Below are 21,123 nucleotides of genomic sequence, written 5' to 3'. Positions count from 1 at the left end.
CGCCGGGCGAGACGCTTCCCCCATGACCGCACCCGACCACCTGGTCGCCGGGCGCTACCGGCTGGTCTCCCGCATCGGCGGTGGGGGCATGGGTGCGGTCTGGCTGAGCCGGGACGAGGTGCTGGGCCGCCGGGTGGCGGTCAAGCAGGTGCTGCCGCCGACCGGCGCCGACCCCAGGGCCGTGGAGCAGCAGCGCCAGCGGGCGCTGCGCGAGGGCCGGATCGCGGCGCGGCTGAGCCACCCGCACGCCATCTCCGTCTACGACGTCGCGCTGGAGGACGGCGCGCCGTGGCTGGTCATGGAGTACCTGCCCTCCCGCAGCCTGGCGGAGGTGCTGCAGGAGGACGGCGTGCTGCGGGTGGACCAGGTGGCGCAGGTGGGCGCCCAGGTGGCCGACGCGCTGGCCGCCACGCACGCCGCGGGCATCGTGCACCGCGACGTGAAGCCGGCCAACGTGCTCATCGGGCGGGGTCCGCACGTGGAGGGCCTGGTCAAGATCACCGACTTCGGCATCTCCCACGCCGCCGGCGATGTGACGCTGACCCAGACCGGTCAGATCACGGGCACCCCCGCGTTCCTGGCGCCCGAGGTGGCGCGGGGCGCGGAGATGACGCCCCAGAGCGACGTGTTCTCCCTCGGCGCCACGCTGTACACCTGCCTGGAGGGTCAGCCCCCGTTCGGCATGGACGACAACGCCCTGCGGCTGCTGCACCGCGTGGCCGCGGGCGGCCCCCTGCCCCCGCGCCGCGCCGGCTCCCTCACCGGGCCGCTGACCAGGATGCTTGCCGACGACCCGACGCAGCGGCCGACGATGGCGGAGGTCCGCGACGAGCTGGCCCGGCTGGCGGCCGGCCGGGACGGCGACCCGACCACGGTGCTGCTCGCCCGGACCAACCTGCGGTCCTCGACCAACAGGCAGCGCACCACGGAGTGGGCCACCGGCGCGGCGCCGGCCGTCGCCGCCGGCGCCGGTGACACCGCCGTGCAGGGCCCGCCGCCGGCCACCCCGGCTCCGCCGCCGGCCGCCCCGTCCCCGGCGACGCCGCCGCGGCCGGGGCCGGTGAGCACCGCCCGGCCACGACGTCGCCGGCCGTGGCTCGTGGCCGCGCTCGTGCTCGTGCTGCTGCTGGCCGGCGGTGGGCTCCTCTGGCTCACCACCCGCGGCGACGATCCCGGGACGGCGGCCGACGCAGGCGCGACGCCCTCCCCGTCGCAGGTCGACGACTCCCCGGCGTCGGCGCCGCCCGACGGCTCCGCGGAGCCGGCACCGACCACCGACGACGCGCCCGCCACCACCGACACACCGACGGACGAGGCCCCGGACGAGGCCCCGGACGAGGCCCCGGACGAGGCGCCGGACGACGATCCGGTCGCCGTGGCCGAGCAGACCCTGGACGAGTACTACGCGTTCCTGCCCGAGGACCCCGACGCGGCCTACGCGATGACCGGCCCCACCCTGCGGGGCGCCGCCGGCCGGGACTACTACCGGGACTTCTGGAGCCCGTGGTCGGAGGTGGAGCTGGCCGGCCTCCGCGACGTCGAGGAGGACGACGGCGTGATCACCGCGACGTCGGAGGTGCGCTTCACGCGGGACGACGGCAGCTCGGAGGTGGAGTTGCACGAGGTGCGGTTCACCCAGGACGACGACGGCCGGTGGCTGGTCGACCTCGACCGGTACGTCCGGACCATCGGCTGACCGCCGCCCCCACGAACGACGGGTAGCCGGTCACCGGGGCCGGGGCGTCGATGTTCGCCGGGTCCTGCTGTGCGGCTCGTCCGGCGTCGGTGCGCGGCCACGCGCACGAGCGCCCGGTGACCGGCTCGGCCCCCGGGCGCTCTTCGCGATCAGCTGGTCACTCCCACGTACCGCCGGACGGTGGAGTAGGCGGGGCGGTGGCCCTCGGGGAAAGCGGCCTCGTCGGTCCAGGCACTCGGCGGGGAGTGCGCCAGGATCGGGACGATCTTCCGGATCCCCGTCTCCTCCTCGACCATCCTGTGGATGCCGGGGAGCCCGTGACGCGCTTCGGCGTTGAAGCGCCTGCCGTCGATGGAGTCGACATCATCGCGCGACTTCATGACGAATGCGGTCTCGTCGTCGACGAATTCCCACTCCGTGGCCAGCTGGGCAACGAGGCCGCCGTCCACCTCCTCGCGGATCAACTGGTCGTAGACCAGCCGGAGGAAGATCATGTCGAAGGCGTCCGACGACCGGGCCGGGTCGGAGTTGGTCGGGTTCTGCACGAAGACGTACCGGGAGGTGCCATCCGGATCGCGCTGGTCGTGGTCCGCGCCGACGGTGTCGAGGCCCTGCGAGACGCCTGCGGCCCGGCCGCCCTCCCTCTCACCCCCTGACCCGCCGTTCGAGGCGCCGCCGCAGGAGGTCACCGTCACACCGGTGACCACCAGGGCGCTGACCAGCCATCTGGCCCGCCGGCCGCGCATCGTCCTCGCTGGGTTCCTCATGAGACCTTCCTGCCGTCACCGAGAGCGGAGAGGTCGGCGGGGCCGTTCGGCCTGCGCGTTCCGGCGACCGACGCCAACGGCGCGACGTCGGCCCGGACACGGACGCCCGCACACCCGATGGCCGCGGAAAATGGCCCCCCGCACATGTCCCCCTCTTCCCCTCGCCAGCGACGGTGGTCTGCGACGTCGGAGACGTCGATCACTCGTTCCCGCGGGGAGGAAGGCGACAATGGCGCAGCTCGAGGGGAAGACCGCCGTCATCACCGGCTCAGGTCGCGGCCAGGGTCTCGCCGCGGCGCTGTTGTTCGCCGCCGAGGGGGCGCGGGTCGTGGTCAACGACCTCGACCCGGAATCGGTGGACAAGGCCGTGGCGGAGATCCGTGGCGCGGGGGGCGAGGCGGTCGGCGTCGTCGGTGACGTCTCCGATCCCGACGACGTGCAGCGGATCCTGGGTGCGGCCCAGGGGTTGGGCGGCCTGGACGTCCTCTACAACAACGCCGGGATCGGCAACTCGGCGACCAAGCGGTTCGGCATCGGGATGAGCGACATCGTCACCTGCACCCTGGAGGACTGGAACCGCATCATCGCCATCAACCTCACCGGGGCCTTCCTGACCTGCAAGTACGGCATCCCGATGCTCATCGAGCGGGGTGGCGGCGCCATCATCAACACCGCCTCCATCCACGCGATCGTCGGCATGTCGAGCGCGCACGCCTATTCGGCGACCAAGGGCGGGCTGACGGCGATCACCCGCGCGATCGCCGTCACCTACGGGCCGCAGGGCGTCCGGTGCAACGCGATCCTGCCGGGCGTGGTGGAGACCGAGATGATCGGCGACGCGCTCGCCTCGGCGGAGATCCGCGACCAGTTCGTCCAGGGGACGCCGTCGCGCCGCGCCGGTACCGCGGAGGACATGGCCGACGTCGCCCTGTGGCTGGCCGGCGACGGCTCGTCGTTCGTCAACGGCCAGGACATCGTCGTCGACGGCGGGGCGTCGATCTACACGGCCCTGATCGCCGGCCGGAGCTCCCGGTGACCCCGGCGGTGCCGGCGGCCGCGACGCCGTTGACCCCCGAGGAGGCGCAGCGGAAGTACGCCGAGGAGCGGGCGAAGCGGCTGCGCGCCGACGGGCTCGACCAGTACGTCCACCTCGAGGGCGACCTGGAGCGCTTCGCCGAGGACCCGTGGGCGGGGACCGACGGATCGCGCGACCCGATCGAGGCCACCGTCGACGCGGTGCTGCTGGGCGCCGGCCTGGCCAACCTGCAGATGGCCGTGTGGCTGCGCGAGGTGGGCCTCGAGCGGATCATGATGATCGACAAGGCCGCCGACGTGGGCGGCACCTGGTACTGGAACCGCTACCCGGGCGCGCAGTGCGACACCGAGTCGCACGTCTACCTGCCGCTGCTCGAGGAGACCGGGTACATCCCGACCGAGAAGTACGCACGGCAGCCGGAGATCCTGGAGCACTGCCGGCGGATCGCGCGGCACTTCGACCTGTACCGCGACGCCGTCTTCCAGACCGAGGTCCAGGAGGCCCGCTGGGACGACACCGACTCGCGCTGGGTGATCAGCACCAACCGCGGCGACACCATCCGCAGCCGGTACTTCCTCGTCGCCCCCGGACGCCTGCAGAACCCGAAACTCCCCGGGATCAAGGGCATCGAGTCGTTCCGGGGCCGCAGTTGGCACACCAGCCGGTGGGACCACGCCTTCACCGGGGAGAACCTGGAGAACCTGGCCGACAAGCGGGTGGGCGTCATCGGCACCGGCGCCACCGGCATCCAGGTCGTGCCGCGGCTCGCCGAGGCCGCGAAGGAGGTGTTCGTGTTCCAGCGGACGCCGGCCGCGCCCTGGGCGCGCAACAACGCCCCCACGCCCGAGGACTTCGGCAAGGACCTCGAGCCGGGCTGGCAGTACCGGCGCATGTGGAACTTCACCGCGGTGTCCACCGGTTTCCCCGCCCCGGACGGCGAGCCGGACATGGTGCAGGACGGCTGGACGGAGATCGCCCAGTTCCTCGCCTCGGCCACCGCCGCGGGGAAACCCCTCCAGCACGCCGACCTCGAGGTCATGGAGCGGATCCGCAACCGGGTCGACGAGGTGGTCGAGGACCCCTACGTCGCGTCGGCGCTCAAGCCGTACTACAGCTACGGCTGCAAGCGCCCCAACTTCCACGACGAGTTCCTGACCTCGTTCAACCGGCCGAACGTGCACCTGGTCGACACCGACGGCCGGGGCCCGGACGAGATCACCGAGCACGCCGTGGTGGTGGACGGCCGGGCCTACGAGGTCGACGCCCTGGTGTTCGCCACCGGCTTCGACCTGGGCATGGGCTTCCTCTACGGCACCGGGCTGCGCATCATCGGCCGCAGCGGGCTGCTGCTGTCGGACAAGTGGTCAGAGGGTCTGCGGACGCTGCACGGGATGCACACCCACGACTACCCGAACGCGTTCTTCTTCGGCTTCACCCAGACGGCGTTCTCGGTCAGCTACACGCACATGGCGCTGGAGCAGACCAAGCACGCCGCGCACGTCATCGCCGAGGCCGAGCGGCGCGGTGCGGTGATCGAGGCGACGAAGGAGGCGGAGGACGAGTACGTGCACTACGTCCGCAGCCGGAGCATGAGCCCGGAGGTGATCGCGGCGCTGAACGCCTGCACCCCCGCCGCGGGCAACAACGAGGGGAACGCCGCCGACCCGAACACGTTGGCGGCCGGCCGGTTCCTCCCGGCCGGGAACACCTTCTTCGAGATGCTGCGGGACTGGCGCGACGCGGGCGACTTCGCCGGGCTGACCCTCACCCCTCGGAACGGTTGCAGCGGTCAGAGCGTGTCGTAGTCCGGTGATCGACCGCCGACGAGGGTCACCGGCGGCCTCCGCCGGTGACCCTCGTTGCTGCCGGCTGGCTGGCGGTGGTGTCCGGCCATGTCCAGAGCCCGGTCGGTCATCACCGCGATCGGGGTCGAGGGCCGGAGCCCGGCCGAGGCCATCGCCGCCTACCGGCGTCCCCGCGGTCCTGGCTGTATGAGCTGCCGGCTGGCCACCGGGCCGAGGAAGACGCCGCGTCCCAGCCGCGATCCCGGAGAGGACAGACGCCCGGACCCACGTTCCGTGGGTCCGGGCGTCCGGGATGTCCTGCGACATCACTGGCGGTGGCGGTGGGATTTGAACCCACGGAGGCTTGCACCTCACACGCTTTCGAGGCGTGCTCCTTCGGCCGCTCGGACACGCCACCGCCGAAGAGACTACAGGCCCCGCTGGCGGCGGAAGAACGCGCGTAGCAGCGTGGCGGACTCCTCGGCCCGGATCCCGCCCGTGACCTGCGGACGGTGGTTGAGCCGGCGGTCGCGGACGACGTCCCACAGCGACCCGGCGGCCCCGGCCTTGGGGTCGTCGGCGCCGTAGACGATCCGGTCGACGCGGGCCAGCACGCTCGCGCCGGCGCACATGGTGCAGGGCTCGAGGGTGACCACGAGCGTCGTCCCGGTCAGCCGCCAGCCGTCGCCGTGCACCGGGGCGGCGGCGCGGAGCGCGAGCACCTCGGCGTGGGCGGTGGGGTCGCCCCGCTTCTCCCGCTCGTTGGCCGCCTCCGCGAGGACGGCACCGTCCGGGCCCAGGACGACGGCCCCGATCGGCGTGTCACCCCACTCCACGGCGGCGGCGGCGAGCTCCAGCGCCCGGCCCATCGCGGTGTCCAGGTCGAGGGTCACCGGGTCGCCCGCCACGTCCGACGGCTTCCCGCGCTGCTACGACTCCGAGTGCACGTGCACCCGGAGTCGCAGTACGCGCGGACCTGGTGCGCCAGGGGTGCGGTCACGTCCCCGCCACGTCGAGCAGGTCGATGCCGACCAGGTCCGACAGCTCCGCCAGCGCCGCCGCCGGGTCGACGACCTTGATCGTGTGCATCCCCATGGCCCGAGCCGGTTTGAGGTTGATGCCCAGGTCGTCGAGGTAGGCGCAGTCGACCGCCTCGACGGGGCGGCCGACTGCGTCGGAGAGCCGGGTCAGCGCCCGCCGGTAGATCTCCGGCTCCGGCTTGCGGACCCCCTCCAGGGAGGACTCCACCACCGCGTCGAACAGCTCGAGCAGCTCGCCGAGCGCGCCGGTGCGCTCCATGGGCGCGACGTTGTTCGACAGCAGCACCAGCGGCAGCCCGGCGTCCCGCAACCGCCGCACCGCCCGCACCATCTCCGGCCGCACCTCCCCGGCGAGGGCGGCGAGCACCCGCCGGGCGTCGAGCCGGTGACCGGCGGCCAGCGCCTCGGCCTCGAAGGCGTCGATGAACCCGGCGGCGTCGAGCTCGTTGCGCTCGTAGCGGGCCCAGGCGTTGGTGTCCGGCTCGATGCTGTTCAGCCGCCGGATCAGCCCCTCCGGCAGACCGGCCTCGGCCTCGTACGCGGCGAAGACCGGCATGGGGCTCTCGGTGATCACCCCACCGAGGTCGAAGACGACGGCGGTCGCCCGGGCGCTCACGGCCGGACCGCCGCGGCGAGCTCGTCGGCGAAGCCGAGCCGGGCGGCGATCGCGGCGACCATCTCGTCGGCCCAGAGGTCGTCGGCGGTCACGATGGTCCGCAGCTCCTCGGCGGGCAGCCCGTCGTCGGAGAAGACGTCCAGGTCACCGCCGGGCCAGCCGGTCTCGTCGTCGTCGAAGGCGCCGTCGGAGTCCACGGCGATGCCGTAGCGCTCCACCACCTCGGCGGCCAGGATCCACTCCTGCATGGTCGCGTCGGAGATCAGCGCCCGCACCAGCCCGCCGGGGCCGTGCCGGAGGACGACGAAGTACAGCCGCGAGTCGACGACGACGACGAACGGCCCGGGCCAGCCCCCGGCGCCCGGCTCGCCCAGCGCCCGCTCGAGCACCGGCAGCTCGTCCCCGGCGTCGGCGGCGAGCAGCTCCACCCGCCAGCGGCCCTCCGGGCGGCTCACCAGCACCGCCCAGCTCGTGCGCACCCCGGGGTCGGTCATCGCTTGCGCAGCATGGTCAGCCCGTCGGAGAGCGGCAGCAGCACCGTCTCCCAGCGGGGGTCGGCGGCCAGCGCGGCGTTGAGCGCGACGATCGCCCGCTGGTTGTCGTCCTGCGGGTCGAGCACCCGGCCGCTGGACAGCGTGTTGTCGAGCAGCACCACGCCGTTGGCGGTCATCCGCGGGTGCAGGTCGTCGACGTAGCCGGCGTACCCGGTCTTGTCGGCGTCGACGAAGGCCAGGTCGAACGTGGGCTCGGCCGGCAGTGCCCGCAGCGACTCGTGCGCATCACCCAGCCGCAGCTCGATCCGGTCGGCCAGCCCGGCGCGGGCCCAGTAGCGACGGGCGACCGCGGTCCACTCCGCGTTGACGTCCAGGCACAGCAGCGAGCCGTCGTCGGGCAGGCCGCGGGCGACGCAGAGGGCGGAGTAGCCGGTGAAGGTGCCGATCTCGATCGCCCGGCGGGCTCCCAGCGCCCCGGTGAGCAGCTGCATGAAGGTGCCCTGCTCGGGTGCGATCTGGAACGTCGGTGGCGCCTCACCGCGGTCGGCCAGGGCGGCGGTCTCGGCCAGCAGGTCGACGACCACGTCGTCCGGCGGCTCGGACGAGGCCCGCACGTACTCGGCCAGCTCCGGGGTGAGGAGGAACGAGCGCGGTGTCATGCCGCGTCGGGGCGGAGGAGCGCAGAGGTCATAGCCTCTGATCATGGCCGATCCCGCACCGGACGACGGTGCTGACGTCGACCCCGCGCTCTTCGCCCGGCTGGCGGCCGACCCGCTGGCCGGGCACCTGGGGATCGTCCTCGAACAGGTGCGTCCCGGGTACGCCCGCGCCGCGATGACGGTCGGGCCCGAGCTGCTCAACGCCGTCGGCACCGCGCACGGGGGCGCGACCATGGCGCTGCTCGACGTCGTCCACGCCGCGGTGAGCAACAGCCACGGCACGGTCGCCGTCGCCCAGGACGTGCACACCGAGTTCCTCGCCCCCGGCCGCCCCGGCGACCGGCTGGTCGCGGAGGGCACCGAGGTGCACCGCAGCAGCCGCACCGCGGTCTACCGCATCGACGCCCGTGCGCAGGACGGCCGGCTGGTCGCCACCGCGCTGGCCCGCGTGTTCCGCACCGAGCGCCCCTGGGGGACCGCGTGACGTCGTTCCCCGTGCCCACCCTGCCCGCCCCGCCGGTCGGCGTCGTCGGCCTGGGCCAGCTCGGCGGGTCGCTGGCGGCCGCCCTCGTCGCCGCCGGGCGCGCGGTCACCGGCTGGGACGTCGACCCCGCGGCCCGCGACGCCGCCGCCGCGCGCGGGGTGCGGATCGGGCGGGAGATGGCCGGCGTGGTCGTCCTCGCCGTCCCCCTGCCGGTGATGGCCCGCGCGCTCGACGGGCTGACCGTCGACCCGGACGCGACGATCACCGACCTGGGCTCGGTGAAGCTGCCGGTGCTCGCGGAGCTGGGTGCGGCGTACGGCGGCCGGTACGTCGGCGGGCACCCGATGTGCGGGACCGAGCGGTCCGGCCACGAGGCGACCGATCCGGGGTTGTTCACCGGCGCGCGGTGGGCGGTGTGCCTGGAGCCGGGCACCGAGCTGCCGCGCTGGCTGCGGGTGGCCGAGGTGGCGCTCTCGGCCGGCGCGGACGTGGTGCCGGCGACCGCCACCGAGCACGACGACGCGGTGGCCGCCATCAGCCACGTGCCGCACCTGCTCGCCGCGGCGCTGGCGGCGGCCGCCGGGGAGGCCGGCCCCCTGGCGCTGGCCCTGGCGGCGGGCAGCTTCCGCGACGGCACCCGTGTCATCGCCAGCGACCCCGCGTTCGTCACCGCGATGGTGGCGGGCAACGCCGGGCCGACCGCGGCGGCGCTGGCCCGCGTGCAGGCGCAGCTGGGCCGGCCCTGGCCGGAGCTGGTCGCCGCCGGGCACGCGGTGCGGGCCGGTGCCCCGTCGGGGCGGCGCAGCGTGCGCGTGCCGCTGGAGCGCGCGGCGCTGCTGGCCCTGGGCCGGGCGGGCGGGGCGGTCACCCGGCGGCTGGCGGCGTTCGTCGAGGGGTACGTGCCGGAGCGCTGACCGGTTTCGGTTGCGGCGCGGCGGGCAGGGAGCGGTCATGGACGACAGCGAGATCCGCAGCCGCATCGAGGCACTGGTGGAGGAGGAGCACCGACTGCGGGACGGCGGCGAGCACACCGACGAGCAGCGGGCCCGACTCCGGCAGATCGAGGAGGACCGCGACCAGCTCTGGGACCTGCTCCGCCAACGGGACGCCAAGCGGCAGTACGGCCAGGACCCGGACGAGGCCTCACCCCGCCCGGAGCAGCAGGTCGAGGGCTACCTGCAGTAGTCCGCCGGTCACCGCCGCCCCGGCGGTGTGACCACAGAGTCAGCAGACGCATCTACCCTGTGAAGGGCGGTCGTGGGGTCGCCGAGGACACCCGGGCCGACCGACCGACGGGGGAGCTGCGCGCATGGGCCGCCACGCCGACACATCTGGCCGGCGGGGGTCAGCGGGTCTGACGCCACAGGTCCTCATCGCGGCGGCGGTGGCCGCCGTCGTGCTGGTCGCCGCCGGCGTCACCTGGTGGGCGGTCGGCTCGGGTGCCGGCGACTGCGAGCGCACCGACGTGGTCCGGGTGGCCGTGGCCCCCGAGCTGGCCCCGGTCGCCGAGCAGGTGCTGTCCGGGGCCGAGGGCCTGCGCGAGGAGGACTGCGCCGCCGCCGAGGTGACCGCGCAGGAGCCGCTGCAGACCGTGGGTGACCTGGGCGCGCTCGAGGCTCCCGACCTGCCGCACCTGTGGGTGCCCGACTCCTCGCTGTGGCCGGCCCGGGCCGGCGAGGTGCCGCTGGAGACCGCCGGGTCGGTGGCGACCTCCCCGGTCGTGCTGGCGACCAGCCGCGCCGCGGTCGACGCCCTCGGCTGGGCCGACGAGCCGCCCGGCTGGGGCGAGGCGCTGACCGGGGAGCGGGCCCTGGCCGTTCCCGACCTCGCCACCAGCGCCGAGGGGCTGGCCGCGCTGGGCGCCGTCCGGACCGCGCTGGGCGGCGACGAGGCCGCCGACAACGCCGTCGTCCAGGCGGTGCTGGTCGCCGAGCGCGGGCCGTCGATGTCCCCTGCCGAGGCCCTGGAGGCCGGCAGCGCGGACGCCGGGGACGCGCCGCTGGTGCCGGTGAGCGAGCAGGAGGTCGTCGCGGCCAACGCCGGGACCGAGGATCCCTCCCTGGTCGCCGTCTACCCGCGGGAGGGCAGCCCGTCGCTGGACTACCCGGTCGTGCGGGTCGGGTCGGCCTCCGGTGCCGACGCCGCCGCGGTCGACGCCGCGGTGCGGGCGCTCACCTCCGACGCGGCGCGCACCGCCGTCCTGGAGGCCGGGTTCCGCGACGCCGACGGCGCCCCGCCCACCGGCGCGGGGCCCGCGACCGGCATCCGGGAGGCCGCCCCCGAGGCACTGCAGCTCGACCCCGCGCAGGTGCAGTCGCTGCTCGGTCAGCTCTCCGAGCTCGCCGCGCCGTCGCGCATCCTCACCGTCTTCGACGTCTCGACGTCGATGGAGGCCCCGGCCGGCGGCGGCACCCGCGCCACCCTGGCCCGGGACGCCGCCAAGAGCGCGCTGTCGCTGGTGCCGGGCACCTTCGCGCTCGGCCTGTGGGTGTTCGCCAGCGAGCTCGAGGGCCAGGAGGACTGGACCGAGCTGGTGCCCACCCGCGCCCTGGAGGCGCAGGTCGACGGGCGCGAGCAGCGGGACCTCCTCGACGAGCAGCTCGACACCATCCCCGGCCGGCTCACCCCCGGCGGCACGGGCCTGTACGACACGACGCTGGCCGCCGTCCGGGCGGCGCGGGCCGACTACGAGCCGACCGCCGTCAACAGCGTCCTGATGGTCACCGACGGCACCGACGAGGACGACGGCATCCCGCTCGCGGAGCTGCTGCGGACGATCGCCGACGAGGCCGATCCGGAGCGGCCGGTCAAGGTCATCGGCGTCGCGCTGGGCCCGGACGCCGACCTCGGCGCGCTGGAGCAGATCGCCGCGGCGACCGACGGCGCGGCCTACTCCGCCGTCGACCCGACCGCGCTGCAGACCGTCCTCTTCGACGCCCTCCGCCAGCGCGAGGGCTGAGCGCCCCCGGTCAGGTGCGGGCCAGCAACCCGTCGAGGGCGGCGGTGACCTCGCCGACGGTGATCGTCGCCAGCGCCGGGTCGAGCTCGGTCCCCCACGGGTCACCGGTGCCGTCGCCGTGCCACAGGACGACGTGCAGCGACCCGCCGCCCCGGGCGGCTCGCGGCGGCGGACCCCACAGCGCCGGCGCCACGGGTCCGAAGAGCACCACCGACGGACGGCGGTAGGCGGTCGCCAGGTGCGCCATCCCGGTGTCGCCGCTGACCACGACGCGGGCGCCGGCGACCACCGCGGCCAGCTCCGGCGTCGACGTCCGTCCGGCGAGCACGGACCCCTCCCCCAGGCCGGCGGCCGCGGCCACCTGCCGGGCCAGCGGCACCTCGGCCGGGCCTCCGGTGACCCGCACGTCCAGGCCGTGGCCCGCCAGGTGCCGGGCCACCGCCGCGAACCGGTCCGCGGGCCAGCGGCGTGCGGGGAAGGCGGCGCCGGGGTGGACCAGCGCCACGCCGGGCGGCGCCGGGGCGGGCACGGACGGGACGGCGAGGTCGAGGGCGTCGGGGTCGGCGTCCACCCCGAGCCCCTCGCCGACCAGCCGGCACCAGCGGCGCACCTCGTGCTCGTCGGGGTACCAGGTCGGGCCGGGGTAGCCGGGGCTGTCGAACGTGAGCAGCCGGCACGGGTGCAGGTCGGCGACGACCACGTGCGACGCGGGGCCCTTGCCGTGCAGGTCGACCGCGAGCTCGGGCGGCGGTCCAGCCCAGTCCAGCGGCTCCAGCTCGCGGGCGGGGAGCACCTCGTCGACGGCGTCGATCAGCCCGGCGAGTGGTCCCAGCGCGGTCGTCGTGGCCAGCACCAGCCGGTGGCCGGGCACCGCGGCGCGCACCGCCCGGATCGCCGGGACGCCGGTCAGCAGGTCACCCAGCCCGAGCGGCCGCAGCACCACCGCCACCGGCTCCCGGCTCGGCCCGCTCTCAGGGGCCCGCTGCGAGCCCGCCGGCAGCGGGGGGCGAGAGGGTCCCTTCACACCCGGGAGCGCTCGACCAGGGCGGTCGTGGAGTGACCGTCCAGGTACGGCAGCACCACGGCCTGACCGCCCCAGCGCCGCAGCACCGCGGCCTCGGGGAGGTCGGCGCCCGCGTAGTCCCCGCCCTTGGCCCACACGTCCGGGCGGAGGCGGTCGAGCACCTGCGCCGGGGTGTCCTCCTCGAAGACCACCACGGCGTCGACGAACTCCAGCGCCTCCAGCACCCGCGCCCGGTCCGCAGCGGTGACCAGCGGCCGCGAGGGCCCCTTCAGCCGGCGCACCGACTCGTCGGAGTTGATGCACACCACCAGGCAGTCGCCCAGGCCGCGTGCCGCCCGCAGGGTCGCGACGTGCCCGGCGTGCAGCAGGTCGAAGCAGCCGCCCGTGGCCACGACGGTGCCGCCGGCGGCGCGCACCCCGGCCAGCAGGACCTCCACGTCGGGGCCGGCTGCCCCGTCCGGCGACGGCGGGGTGGGCGCGCCCGGCCGGGGGCGGTCCCAGGACGACGCGCCGCCGCGGCCGACGAACGCCGACGCCGCCGCCACCGCCGCGGCGACCGCCTCACCGGTCACGGCGCCGTCGGCCAGCGCGAGCGCCGCCGCGGCGGCGAAGGAGTCCCCGGCGCCGCACGGGTCCCCACCGGACACCGGCACGGCGGGCACCACCATCGGGGCGCCCTCGCCGTAGGAGAGCAGCGCACCGCGGGCCCCGAGGGTCACCGCGACCGCGCCCACGCCCCAGTGGCGGATCAGCGTCTCGGCCCGCGCCCCGACCGCGGCGAGCCCCTCGCCGTCGGCGGGCAGGCCGGCCACCGCGGCGACCCGGGCCGCCTCGGCCCCGTTGGGGGTGACCAGCCGGGTCTGCGGGACCGGGTCGGCGCCGCGGGGGTGGGGGTCCCAGACGATCGGCCCCCTTGCCTGCGCCAGCGCGGCACGGACGTCGGCGGCCGCCGTCGTCCCCCGGCCGTAGTCGGCCACCAGCACCGCCGCGGCGTCCCGGAGCACCTGGACCGCGTCGTCCGGCAGCGCGCCCAGCGTGGCCACGGGTGCACCGCTGTCCAGGCGCACCACCGAGTGGTCCCCGACGCGCACCCGCTGCTTGACCGCGGTGCCGCCGGCGGCCGGGATCGCCACCAGCCGGACGCGACCGTCGAGCAGGGCGCGCAGCCGGGCCGCGCCCTCGTCGTCGGCCATCGGGGCGACGAGCACGACCTCCCGCCCGGTCAGTCCCGCGGCGACCACCGCGGCCAGCGCCGCGCCGCCGGGGCGCTCACGGGTGTCGACGTCCTCCACCACGGGCACGGGTGCGTCGGGGGTGAGCCGGGACGCCGTCCCGACCAGGTCGACGTCGAGCAGCGCGTCGCCGACGACGACGAGCGGCCCGGTCACCGGACCACCCCGATCCGGCCGGCCGGCACCCGCGCGGGCTCCGCGAGCACCGCGGCGTCGAACGCGGCGCAGACCAGGTGCAGGGCGACCAGGTGGCACTCCTGCACGGTCGCCGTCCACGGGGAGTCGATGCAGACCGCGTCGTCGGCGGCGGCGGCCAGCGGGTTGGGTGCCGGACCGGTCATGGCCAGCACCGTGATGCCGCACTCGCGGGCGCGCCGGGCGGCGGCGACGGCGTTGGGCGAGCGCCCGGACGTCGACAGCAGGACCAGCACGTCGCCGGCCCGGCCGTGCGCCTCCACCTGGCGGGCGAACAGCTCGTCAGCCGGGTAGTCGTTGGCGATCGCGGTCAGGGACGAGGTCTCCGCGGTCAGGCAGATCGCCGAGAACGGCGGTCGGTCGGCGCGGTAGCGGCCGACGAGCTCGGCGGTCAGGTGCTGGGCCTGCGCGGCGCTGCCGCCGTTGCCCGCCGCCAGCAGCCGGCCGCGCGACTCCCCGCACAGGACGTCGGCGATCAGCCGGCCCCACCGGTCCAGCGCGTCCAGGTGCCCGTTCAGCGACCCCAGCGCGGTGGTCAGCGACGCGACGTGGTCGGCGCCGGTGAGGTGGGTGCAGGCGTCGGGCGACACGACCTCGCTGGCCGAGTCCGGGGCCGAGGACAGCGGGGCAGGGCTCATCGGGCGACCTCCACGGGACGGCGGCTGGCGAGGACCTGCCGGTAGACGGTTTCGGTGTCGGCGACCACGCGGGCCCACCGGTAGCGGGAGCGGGCTCGGCGGACCCCCGCCGCGCCGTAGGCGGCCATGCGGGTGCCGTCGGCCAGCAGCCCGGCGAGCACGGCCCCGAGCCGGTCGGGGTCCCGCGGTGGGACGAGGTCGCCGGTGACGCCGTCGGCGACGGAGTCCTGCAGCCCGCCGACGGCGGTGGCGACCACCGGCCGCCCGCAGGCCATGGCCTCCAGCGGGGTGATGCCGAACGGCTCGTACCAGGGCACGGCGAGGACGACGTCGGCCGAGCGGACCCACGCCGGTACGTCGGCCCGCGCCACCGCCCCGGTGAACACCAGCCGGTCGGCCACGCCCACGGACGCGGCGACCGCGCGCAGCCGCTGCACCTCCGGGTCGGCGTCCAGCCGGTCGGCGGGCGGGCCGCCGACGACGACGAGCTCCGCGCCGTGGACCGCGGCCAGCGCGCGGACGGCGTCCTCCTGCCCCTTGCGCTCGACCAGCCGGCCCAGCACGAGCAGCCGCTGCCGGCCGGGGGTCCGCGGCGCGACCGGGCCCCTCGGCGTGAAGACGGCGGTGTCGACGCCGCAGGGCACGATCGAGACGCGGTCGCTGTCCAGCCCGAGGCGGCGCAGCTCGAAGACCTCGTCGGAGCACGTGGCCACGACGTGGGACACGGTGCGGCACAGCGACCGCTCCAGCTCGACCCGTTGCGGGGGCGAGGTGTCGGCGGCGCCCTGGTGGCGGCGCTTGACGGAGCCGAGGGCGTGGAAGGTCTGCACGACCGGGATGCCCCCCGCCCCCGGCCCGGCCCCGGCGGCGGCGACCGAGGCCAGGCCGCTCATCCAGAAGTGCGCGTGCACGAGGTCCGGCGGCGCGGCGGCCCAGGCGCGCCGCAGCCGCGCGGCGAACTCGGGCATGTGGCGCAGCAGGTCGTCCTTGGGCAGCACCGTCTGCGGCCCGGCGGTCACGTGCGCGACGTCGTACCCGTCGGCGGTCGGGACGCGGTCGGGCTGGTCGGGGTCCTCGCGGCGGGTGTGCACGGTGACCTCGTGCCCGCGCCGCGCGAGCCCCGCGGCCAGGGCGGCGACGTGCACGTTCTGACCGCCCGCGTCCACGCCACCGATCGCGGCCAGCGGGCTGGCGTGCTCGCTGACCAGGTCGACCTTCATGCGCCACGGGCTCAGCCGGTCGGTCCTCACCACGTCACCTCACCAGGGAACCGGCACACGGTGCCGGGGGAGCCGGTTACGCGACCCGTCATCGGACGACCTCCCCGAGCAGGCGGTCCCAGTCGGTCAGGAAGCGCTCCAGGCCGTAGCGCTCCAGTGCCGCCGCCCGGGCCGCCTTGCCGGCCAGCCGGGCGGCGTCCTCGTCGTGCAGGAAGGTGCGGACCGCACCCCAGAGACGCTCCGGGTCGGTCGAGAGCACGCCGGCCTCACGCGGCACCGCCTCCACCGCCTCGGTGGTGGCCAGCCCGACGACGGGCATCCCGAGGTGCATCGCCTCCAGCAGCGACAGGCCCAGCGACGTCCAGCGCACAGGGTGCACGTAGACCCGGCGGCGGGCCAGCTCCGCGTGCATCGCCGCCTGAGGCGGGTCGTCGAACAGGCCCACCCGCGCGGGGTCGAGGCCGTACCGCTCGTGCAGGCCGGTCAGCCCCATCCCGAAGACGTCGACGGGCGCGGCCTGCGCCAGCCCCGGCAGCAGGTCGGCGCCCACGGTCCGCCCGCGCCGGACCGGCTCGTTGGTGACGACGGCGGCGCGGGCCAGCTCCCCGGTCCAGCGCTCCCCCGGGTCGACGATGCCGTGCTCGATGACGGTGGTCGGGGCGCGGCCGTTGTCGTAGAAGAGCCGGTTGAAGTGGGTGACGTGCGCGATCGGGATGTCGGTGCGGTCGGCCAGCGGGTGCCGGGTGTGCGGGACCGGCCCGTCGTCGGGCTCCAGCCCCGGGGCGTTGTGCTCGAGGAAGACCGCGGGCAGGTCGCGGCCGGGTTCGCGGCCGAGCCACTCCCGGACCAGCTCCAGGTCGCGCACCCGCTGCAGGACGACGACGTCGACGTCCTCCTCCCGCAGCTGCTCGGGGGTGACCTCACGGGCCGACGTGGGCCAGTCCCAGGTGCGCGCCCGGCCCAGCCCGTCCGCGTCGCGGCCCGGCGTCACCGGCAGCAGGTACTCGTGGCGGCCCTGGACGAACGCCGTCGTCCACGACCCGTGCACGTGCCACAGCAGGACCCTCACGCGGCCACCACCTTCTCGACAGCCGCGACGACGTCGGCCGCGGTCACGGACGTGAGGCACGGGTGCCCCGGCACGGGGCACTCGCGGGCGCGGGTGTCGCGGCAGGGGGCGTGCTGGTCACCGAGCAGCACGGTCGGCACGCCGTAGGGCGCCCACCGGACGGAGGGCACGACGGGGGAGAACAGCGAGACGACCGGCGTGCCGACGGCGGCGGCCAGGTGCGCCGGGCCGGTGTTGCCGACGACCACCGCCGCCGCGCCGTCGAGCAGCGCCGCCATCTCGGCCAGGCTCGTGCCGCCACCGAGGTCGACGCCGCGGGCGCCGGCGACGAACGCGGTCAGCTCCCGCTCCCCCGGGCCACCGGTGACCAGCACGCGGTACCCGGCGGCCGACAGCGCCTCGACCGCCTCGGCGCAGCGGTGCGCCGGCCAGGCGCGGGCCGGCACCGAGGCCCCCGGGTGCAGCACGACGTAGCGGCCCCCGGCTCCGTGCGCGGCCGGAGGCAGGGGCCGGCGCACCTCCAGCCGGCCGTCGTCACCCGGCGGCAGCTCGAACCCGGCCGCGCGGGCGAGGGAGAGTGCCCGCTCCGGCTCCGGCACGTCGTCGTCCACGCGGTGGCGGACGTCGAGCAGCGAGCCGGGGTAGTCGACGCTCGTCGCGGAGATCCGCGGGACACCGGCTGTGCGGAGCACCAGCGCCAGGGGCAGGGGCGACTGGTGGAAGGAGGTGGAGACGACGGCCTCGTCGGGCGCCAGGGCCCGGATCCGCGAGGTGAGCGCGGCGAGGTCGCCGGGGTCGACGGGTGGCGGGTCGCCCAGGATCCACGGGCACGACCAGGTCCAGACCTCGTCCACGCCGGGCAGCAGGCCGGCGGCCTCGGCACCGGCGGGCCCGGCGAGGAAGACGACGCGGTCGGCACCGGCGGCCACCGCCCGGACCATCGGGCCCTGCACGAGCACGTCGCCGGCCGAGTCCAGCCGGGCCACGAGCACGGTGCGGCCCGCGCGGCGCCCCCGCCGCGACTCCTCGGCCGCGCTCCCGGGGACGGTCGAGCTCGCGACCCCGCTCACCAGTGCCCCGCCAGCACGGCGTCGACCGCCGCGGTCAGGGTGTCGGCGCGGCGCGGCGCGGCGGCCACCTCGGACCTCCGGGTGACCGGGGTGGGGACGAGCACCGCCGACGCGCCGGCGGCGGCCGCGGCGTCGACGTCCGCGGCGATGTCGCCGATCACCACGCACCGCTCGGGGGCGACGTCGAGCTCGGCGCAGGCGGCCTCGACCATGCCGGGCGCGGGCTTGCGGCAGGAGCAGCCGTCGTCGGGGCCGTGCGGGCAGACCTGGACCGTCTCGAACGGCCCCAGCAGCTCCTCCAGCCGCGCCATGCAGGCGTCGACCTGCTCGCGGGTGATCAGGCCACGGGCCACGCCGGACTGGTTGCTCACCACGCCGACCCGCACGCCGCGGGCACGCAGCGCGTCGACGGCCTCCTTCGCACCGGGCACGGGGGTCACCAGCGCGGGATCACCGTTGTACGGGTAGTCGCGGACGAGGGTGCCGTCGCGGTCGAAGAGCACGAGGTCGGGCAGCCCGCGCCAGGGCCGCACCCGGCGGTGCCGCACGAGGCCCCGCAGGAAGTGCCAGGTGGCCAGCGGGGGGATGGCCGCACTGGTGGCGAGCATGGTGCCGACCTCGGCGCGGTCCCGCGGGCCGGGCGCGATGCGGGCCCAGGCGAACTCGGCGGTGCCGGCGGCCCAGGCCAGCGCCGCGACGGCGGCGGCCCGCGGCCGGCGCCCGGCGGCCAGCCCGACGGCGGTCAGGCCGGCGGCGGTGACGGCGAGGTGCTGGGGACGGCGGCCCAGCGGGGCGTCGGCGCGCTCCCGCCAGTCGGGACCGTGCAACCGGCGCATGAGGACGTCGTCGGCGTTGCCGGCCTGCACGCGCAGGCTCACCCATCGGTCGACCGGCCGCACCGGGTGGGTGATCCACCGGCTCCCGCGGGTGAGCCGGGCGCCGGTGTCCATGATCCGCAGGGCGAGGTCGGAGTCCTCCCGGAAGGCGCGGGGGAAGCGCTCGTCGAACCCGCCGACGGAGGCGAGGGCGGCGCGGCGGTAGGCGAGGTCGGCGGTGATCCACGAGCTGGTGGCCAGGCCGGCGGTGCCGCGCTCCCAGTCGGTGGGACGGCGGTCGCCGGGGAGGGGGACGCGCACCCGACCCTGGCTGCCCGCCACGTCGGAGGGGAGCACCGACAGGTCGGCCGCCAGCCGCTGGTACCAGTCGGGGTCGGGGACGACGTCGTCGTCGAGGAAGGCGATCCACTCGGTGCGGGCCGTGCGCCAGCCCAGGTTGCGCGCGCGGGCGGGCCCGCCACCCCCGGTGCGGACCACGCGGACCGGCGGCAGCCCGGGCCGCTCCGGCCGCAGGGGCGTTCCGGTCGGGCGGTCGTCGACGAGGACGAGTTCGGCGGGGCGGGGGCCCGGCGCGGCCGCCAGGGCGTCGAGCAGCACGTCGAGCGACGGCCGGCCGACGGTCGGCACGACCACGGAGCACTGCTCGATCCCCACCTGCATGATCGCCCTCCTGCCCGGGTACCCGAGGTGGGAAACACTACGAGCCCGAAGTGTTCTCCGGGCGCGCGGCGTCGTCCGGGCCGCCGAGGGACCTCGGGAGTACCCGTCGAGCAGGATCAGCGCAGCTCAGCGGCGGATGCGGGCCGCCGCGGACACCCGCGCGAGTGCATCGGTCACCACGGCGGCGTCGTCACCCAGGAGGGTGAGCAGGTGGGCGACGAGGCCGTCGTGCGTGGGCGTGGCCTCCGCCACGCGGCTCCGCCCCGCCGGGGTCAGCCGGGCGTGCAGCAGGCGCCGGTCCCCCGCCGCACGCTCCCGGACGACCAGGCCCTCGGCCACCAGCCGGCTGACGGTGCTGGTCACCCCGGCGCGGGAGAGCCCGAGCGCCTCGGCCACCTCGCCCATCGTCGCGCGCTCCCCCGGGGCCTCGGCGATCCGGCGCAGCGCCTCGAAGCCGGTGAGGGAGATGCCGTGCTGGCGGTGCAGGGCGGAGTCGACGCGGTGGGTGATCCGGTCGTGCACCTGCACGATGCGCAACCAGGTCTCGGCCGGGAGCGGCCCGGCCCCGGGCACCCGGGCGACGTCACCGGTGGGGAGGTCCTGCGTGACGGCGTCCTCGGGGCGGGGCACCCCCCCATCGTCGCCGACGACCGGCTCACGCGCTCCCGGTGGACGAGGAGCCCGGCACCCGCCGCGCCCGGCGACCGGTGACGGCGGCCAGCCCGGCACCCACGCCGAGCAGGGCGACCCCCGCGACGAGCACCGGCGTGGCCACCCCGTCGTCCGGCCTCGGGAGGGCGGTCGGCGCGGCGGCGACCCGGAGCCCGACCGTGACGGTGGACGACGAGTCGCGACCGACCAGCTCGAGGACGGCGGCACCGGCGGCGGTGGCGGCGGGGATGCGCACGTGGGCGTCCAGGGAGCCGTCGGGCCCGGCGGTGACCGCGGCGAGGACGTCGCCGTCGGCCACCCGCACCGCGACCCGCTCGCCGGGGGCGAAGCCCTGCCCGGAGAGGGTGATCTCCTGCCCGGCCACGACCTCCAGGGCCGAGGCGGTGACCGCCGGCAGCACGTCGAGGGCGTCCGCCGGGGTGGCGCTGCCCGTGTCCGGCACCGGCATGGGCGCCACCTCGACGTCGGGCAGCTCGATGACCGGCTCCGACGCCGTGCCGGCCTCCGCGGCGGGGGACGGCACGGTGGCGGCGGCGGTCGGCGGGGTGATCGCGGCACAGTCCTCGGCTGCGGGGCGGGTGAAGCTGTAGCCCTCGAGGTCGTCGACGTAGTGCGTCCCGGACCCGTCGAGCGCGGTGTACTCCAGGCCCGGGTCGATCGTCTCGCCCCAGTCGACGTCGCCGGTGGCGAGCACCACGACCTGGCCGGGCTGCACCTCCGCGGCGTCCTCCCCCGACGGCCGGCGGGTGGTGGTGAGCAGGACGGCGTAGGCGACGGCGCCGCCGGTGACCTCGAGGACGACGCCGCCGGGACGGCAGCTGGGGCCGTGGGTGACCCGCGCGTCGGGGCGGGTCGGGTCGTCGACGGCGAGCGCGGACGCGGCGCCGGCGACGCCGGCACAGGCGAGGAGTGCGAACAGGCCCGCGATGGTCGCGGCCCTGGTGAGGACCGGCACGTGTACTTCCCCCTGGA

21 protein-coding genes and 1 tRNA gene are annotated in these 21,123 nt (G+C 76.3%); 7 read left to right on the top strand and 15 right to left on the bottom strand.

Features of this window, described 5'->3' with window-relative positions:
• Positions 1-22 precede the first annotated feature (22 nt).
• Positions 23-1,696 carry a protein kinase domain-containing protein gene (locus ACI78V_RS02825; protein ID WP_456848708.1) on the top strand — a complete coding sequence of 558 codons (1,674 nt, stop codon included), beginning with the start codon at positions 23-25 and terminating at the stop codon, positions 1,694-1,696.
• 149 nt (positions 1,697-1,845) lie between these two features.
• On the opposite strand, the gene ACI78V_RS02820 is transcribed toward ACI78V_RS02825, so the two are convergent.
• A complete protein-coding gene (locus ACI78V_RS02820; RefSeq protein WP_456848706.1) occupies positions 1,846-2,463 on the bottom strand; it encodes a hypothetical protein in 618 nt (205 codons plus the stop codon).
• Between the two features lie 229 nt (positions 2,464-2,692).
• Here ACI78V_RS02820 and ACI78V_RS02815 point away from each other — a divergent pair, with 229 nt between their 5' ends.
• Positions 2,693-3,499 carry an SDR family NAD(P)-dependent oxidoreductase gene (locus ACI78V_RS02815; RefSeq protein ID WP_456848704.1) on the top strand — a complete coding sequence of 269 codons (807 nt, stop codon included), beginning with the start codon at positions 2,693-2,695 and terminating at the stop codon, positions 3,497-3,499.
• Complete coding sequence (locus ACI78V_RS02810; protein ID WP_456848702.1) at positions 3,496-5,304, top strand: flavin-containing monooxygenase; 1,809 nt, start codon at positions 3,496-3,498, stop codon at positions 5,302-5,304. Before ACI78V_RS02815 ends, ACI78V_RS02810 begins: the two co-directional genes overlap by 4 nt.
• Before the next feature lie 309 nt (positions 5,305-5,613).
• On the opposite strand, the gene ACI78V_RS02805 is transcribed toward ACI78V_RS02810, so the two are convergent.
• The 5 genes from ACI78V_RS02805 to ACI78V_RS02785 all read right to left on the bottom strand — a co-directional run bounded on the left by ACI78V_RS02805 (position 5,614) and on the right by ACI78V_RS02785 (position 8,092).
• Positions 5,614-5,701, bottom strand: a tRNA-Ser gene (locus tag ACI78V_RS02805).
• 10 nt (positions 5,702-5,711) lie between these two features.
• On the bottom strand, positions 5,712-6,176 hold the full coding sequence (locus tag ACI78V_RS02800) for a nucleoside deaminase (protein WP_456848700.1): 465 nt from the start codon (positions 6,174-6,176) through the stop codon (positions 5,712-5,714).
• Between the two features lie 103 nt (positions 6,177-6,279).
• Positions 6,280-6,939, bottom strand: a complete 660-nt coding sequence (locus ACI78V_RS02795; RefSeq protein ID WP_456848699.1) for an HAD-IA family hydrolase — start codon at positions 6,937-6,939, stop codon at positions 6,280-6,282.
• A complete protein-coding gene (locus ACI78V_RS02790) occupies positions 6,936-7,433 on the bottom strand; it encodes a tRNA adenosine deaminase-associated protein (RefSeq protein ID WP_456848697.1) in 498 nt (165 codons plus the stop codon). The genes ACI78V_RS02795 and ACI78V_RS02790 overlap by 4 nt, the downstream gene beginning before the upstream one ends.
• The gene (locus ACI78V_RS02785) at positions 7,430-8,092 is read right to left on the bottom strand and encodes an O-methyltransferase (RefSeq protein WP_456848695.1); all 663 of its coding nucleotides are present in this window, start codon (positions 8,090-8,092) and stop codon (positions 7,430-7,432) included. The genes ACI78V_RS02790 and ACI78V_RS02785 overlap by 4 nt, the downstream gene beginning before the upstream one ends.
• A 43-nt stretch (positions 8,093-8,135) precedes the next feature.
• Between ACI78V_RS02785 and ACI78V_RS02780 the strand changes: the two genes are divergently transcribed.
• The 4 genes from ACI78V_RS02780 (at position 8,136) to ACI78V_RS02765 (ending at position 11,535) form a co-directional block, all read left to right on the top strand.
• Positions 8,136-8,576: a PaaI family thioesterase gene (locus ACI78V_RS02780; RefSeq protein WP_456848693.1), complete on the top strand. Its 441-nt coding sequence runs from the start codon at positions 8,136-8,138 to the stop codon at positions 8,574-8,576.
• The gene (locus ACI78V_RS02775) at positions 8,573-9,490 is read left to right on the top strand and encodes a prephenate dehydrogenase/arogenate dehydrogenase family protein (RefSeq protein ID WP_456848691.1); all 918 of its coding nucleotides are present in this window, start codon (positions 8,573-8,575) and stop codon (positions 9,488-9,490) included. Before ACI78V_RS02780 ends, ACI78V_RS02775 begins: the two co-directional genes overlap by 4 nt.
• Positions 9,491-9,527: 37 nt before the next feature.
• Positions 9,528-9,761: a DUF2630 family protein gene (locus tag ACI78V_RS02770; protein WP_456848689.1), complete on the top strand. Its 234-nt coding sequence runs from the start codon at positions 9,528-9,530 to the stop codon at positions 9,759-9,761.
• 199 nt (positions 9,762-9,960) lie between these two features.
• Positions 9,961-11,535, top strand: a complete 1,575-nt coding sequence (locus ACI78V_RS02765) for a VWA domain-containing protein (RefSeq protein WP_456848687.1) — start codon at positions 9,961-9,963, stop codon at positions 11,533-11,535.
• Positions 11,536-11,545: 10 nt separating this feature from the next.
• Here the strand turns inward: ACI78V_RS02765 and ACI78V_RS02760 are convergent, their stop codons facing one another.
• The 9 genes from ACI78V_RS02760 to ACI78V_RS02720 all read right to left on the bottom strand — a co-directional run bounded on the left by ACI78V_RS02760 (position 11,546) and on the right by ACI78V_RS02720 (position 21,106).
• Positions 11,546-12,478 (bottom strand): glycosyltransferase family 9 protein, encoded by a 933-nt coding sequence (locus ACI78V_RS02760; RefSeq protein WP_456848685.1) that lies wholly within the window; start codon positions 12,476-12,478, stop codon positions 11,546-11,548.
• Positions 12,479-12,555: 77 nt separating this feature from the next.
• Complete coding sequence (gene rfaE2 / locus ACI78V_RS02755) at positions 12,556-13,947, bottom strand: D-glycero-beta-D-manno-heptose 1-phosphate adenylyltransferase (protein WP_456848683.1); 1,392 nt, start codon at positions 13,945-13,947, stop codon at positions 12,556-12,558.
• Entirely contained in the window at positions 13,944-14,624 is a 681-nt protein-coding gene (locus ACI78V_RS02750) for a D-sedoheptulose-7-phosphate isomerase (protein ID WP_456848681.1), read from the bottom strand. Before ACI78V_RS02750 ends, rfaE2 begins: the two co-directional genes overlap by 4 nt.
• Complete coding sequence (locus tag ACI78V_RS02745) at positions 14,621-15,874, bottom strand: glycosyltransferase (protein ID WP_456848680.1); 1,254 nt, start codon at positions 15,872-15,874, stop codon at positions 14,621-14,623. The genes ACI78V_RS02750 and ACI78V_RS02745 overlap by 4 nt, the downstream gene beginning before the upstream one ends.
• Before the next feature lie 58 nt (positions 15,875-15,932).
• Positions 15,933-16,913 carry a glycosyltransferase gene (locus tag ACI78V_RS02740; RefSeq protein WP_456848678.1) on the bottom strand — a complete coding sequence of 327 codons (981 nt, stop codon included), beginning with the start codon at positions 16,911-16,913 and terminating at the stop codon, positions 15,933-15,935.
• Positions 16,910-17,983: a glycosyltransferase family 9 protein gene (locus ACI78V_RS02735; protein ID WP_456848676.1), complete on the bottom strand. Its 1,074-nt coding sequence runs from the start codon at positions 17,981-17,983 to the stop codon at positions 16,910-16,912. The genes ACI78V_RS02740 and ACI78V_RS02735 overlap by 4 nt, the downstream gene beginning before the upstream one ends.
• Entirely contained in the window at positions 17,980-19,479 is a 1,500-nt protein-coding gene (locus ACI78V_RS02730; RefSeq protein WP_456848674.1) for an HAD-IIIA family hydrolase, read from the bottom strand. Before ACI78V_RS02730 ends, ACI78V_RS02735 begins: the two co-directional genes overlap by 4 nt.
• 126 nt (positions 19,480-19,605) lie before the next feature.
• Complete coding sequence (locus ACI78V_RS02725; RefSeq protein WP_456848672.1) at positions 19,606-20,109, bottom strand: MarR family winged helix-turn-helix transcriptional regulator; 504 nt, start codon at positions 20,107-20,109, stop codon at positions 19,606-19,608.
• 25 nt (positions 20,110-20,134) lie between these two features.
• Positions 20,135-21,106 carry a hypothetical protein gene (locus tag ACI78V_RS02720; protein ID WP_456848670.1) on the bottom strand — a complete coding sequence of 324 codons (972 nt, stop codon included), beginning with the start codon at positions 21,104-21,106 and terminating at the stop codon, positions 20,135-20,137.
• Positions 21,107-21,123 lie beyond the last annotated feature (17 nt).

It is taken from the genome of Geodermatophilus sp. SYSU D00742 (assembly GCF_054049935.1).
The sequence above is the reverse complement of the archived record's forward strand: the minus strand, read 5'-3'. Positions and strand labels throughout refer to the sequence as shown.

Coding starts and splice junctions, on each gene's coding strand:
- ACI78V_RS02825 (WP_456848708.1), top strand. CDS start 23: ATGACCGCACCCGACCACCTGGTCGCCGGGCGCTACCGGCTGGTCTCC.
- ACI78V_RS02820 (WP_456848706.1), bottom strand. CDS start 2,463: ATGAGGAACCCAGCGAGGACGATGCGCGGCCGGCGGGCCAGATGGCTG.
- ACI78V_RS02815 (WP_456848704.1), top strand. CDS start 2,693: ATGGCGCAGCTCGAGGGGAAGACCGCCGTCATCACCGGCTCAGGTCGC.
- ACI78V_RS02790 (WP_456848697.1), bottom strand. CDS start 7,433: ATGACCGACCCCGGGGTGCGCACGAGCTGGGCGGTGCTGGTGAGCCGC.
- ACI78V_RS02785 (WP_456848695.1), bottom strand. CDS start 8,092: ATGACACCGCGCTCGTTCCTCCTCACCCCGGAGCTGGCCGAGTACGTG.
- ACI78V_RS02780 (WP_456848693.1), top strand. CDS start 8,136: ATGGCCGATCCCGCACCGGACGACGGTGCTGACGTCGACCCCGCGCTC.
- ACI78V_RS02770 (WP_456848689.1), top strand. CDS start 9,528: ATGGACGACAGCGAGATCCGCAGCCGCATCGAGGCACTGGTGGAGGAG.
- ACI78V_RS02750 (WP_456848681.1), bottom strand. CDS start 14,624: ATGAGCCCTGCCCCGCTGTCCTCGGCCCCGGACTCGGCCAGCGAGGTC.
- ACI78V_RS02730 (WP_456848674.1), bottom strand. CDS start 19,479: ATGCAGGTGGGGATCGAGCAGTGCTCCGTGGTCGTGCCGACCGTCGGC.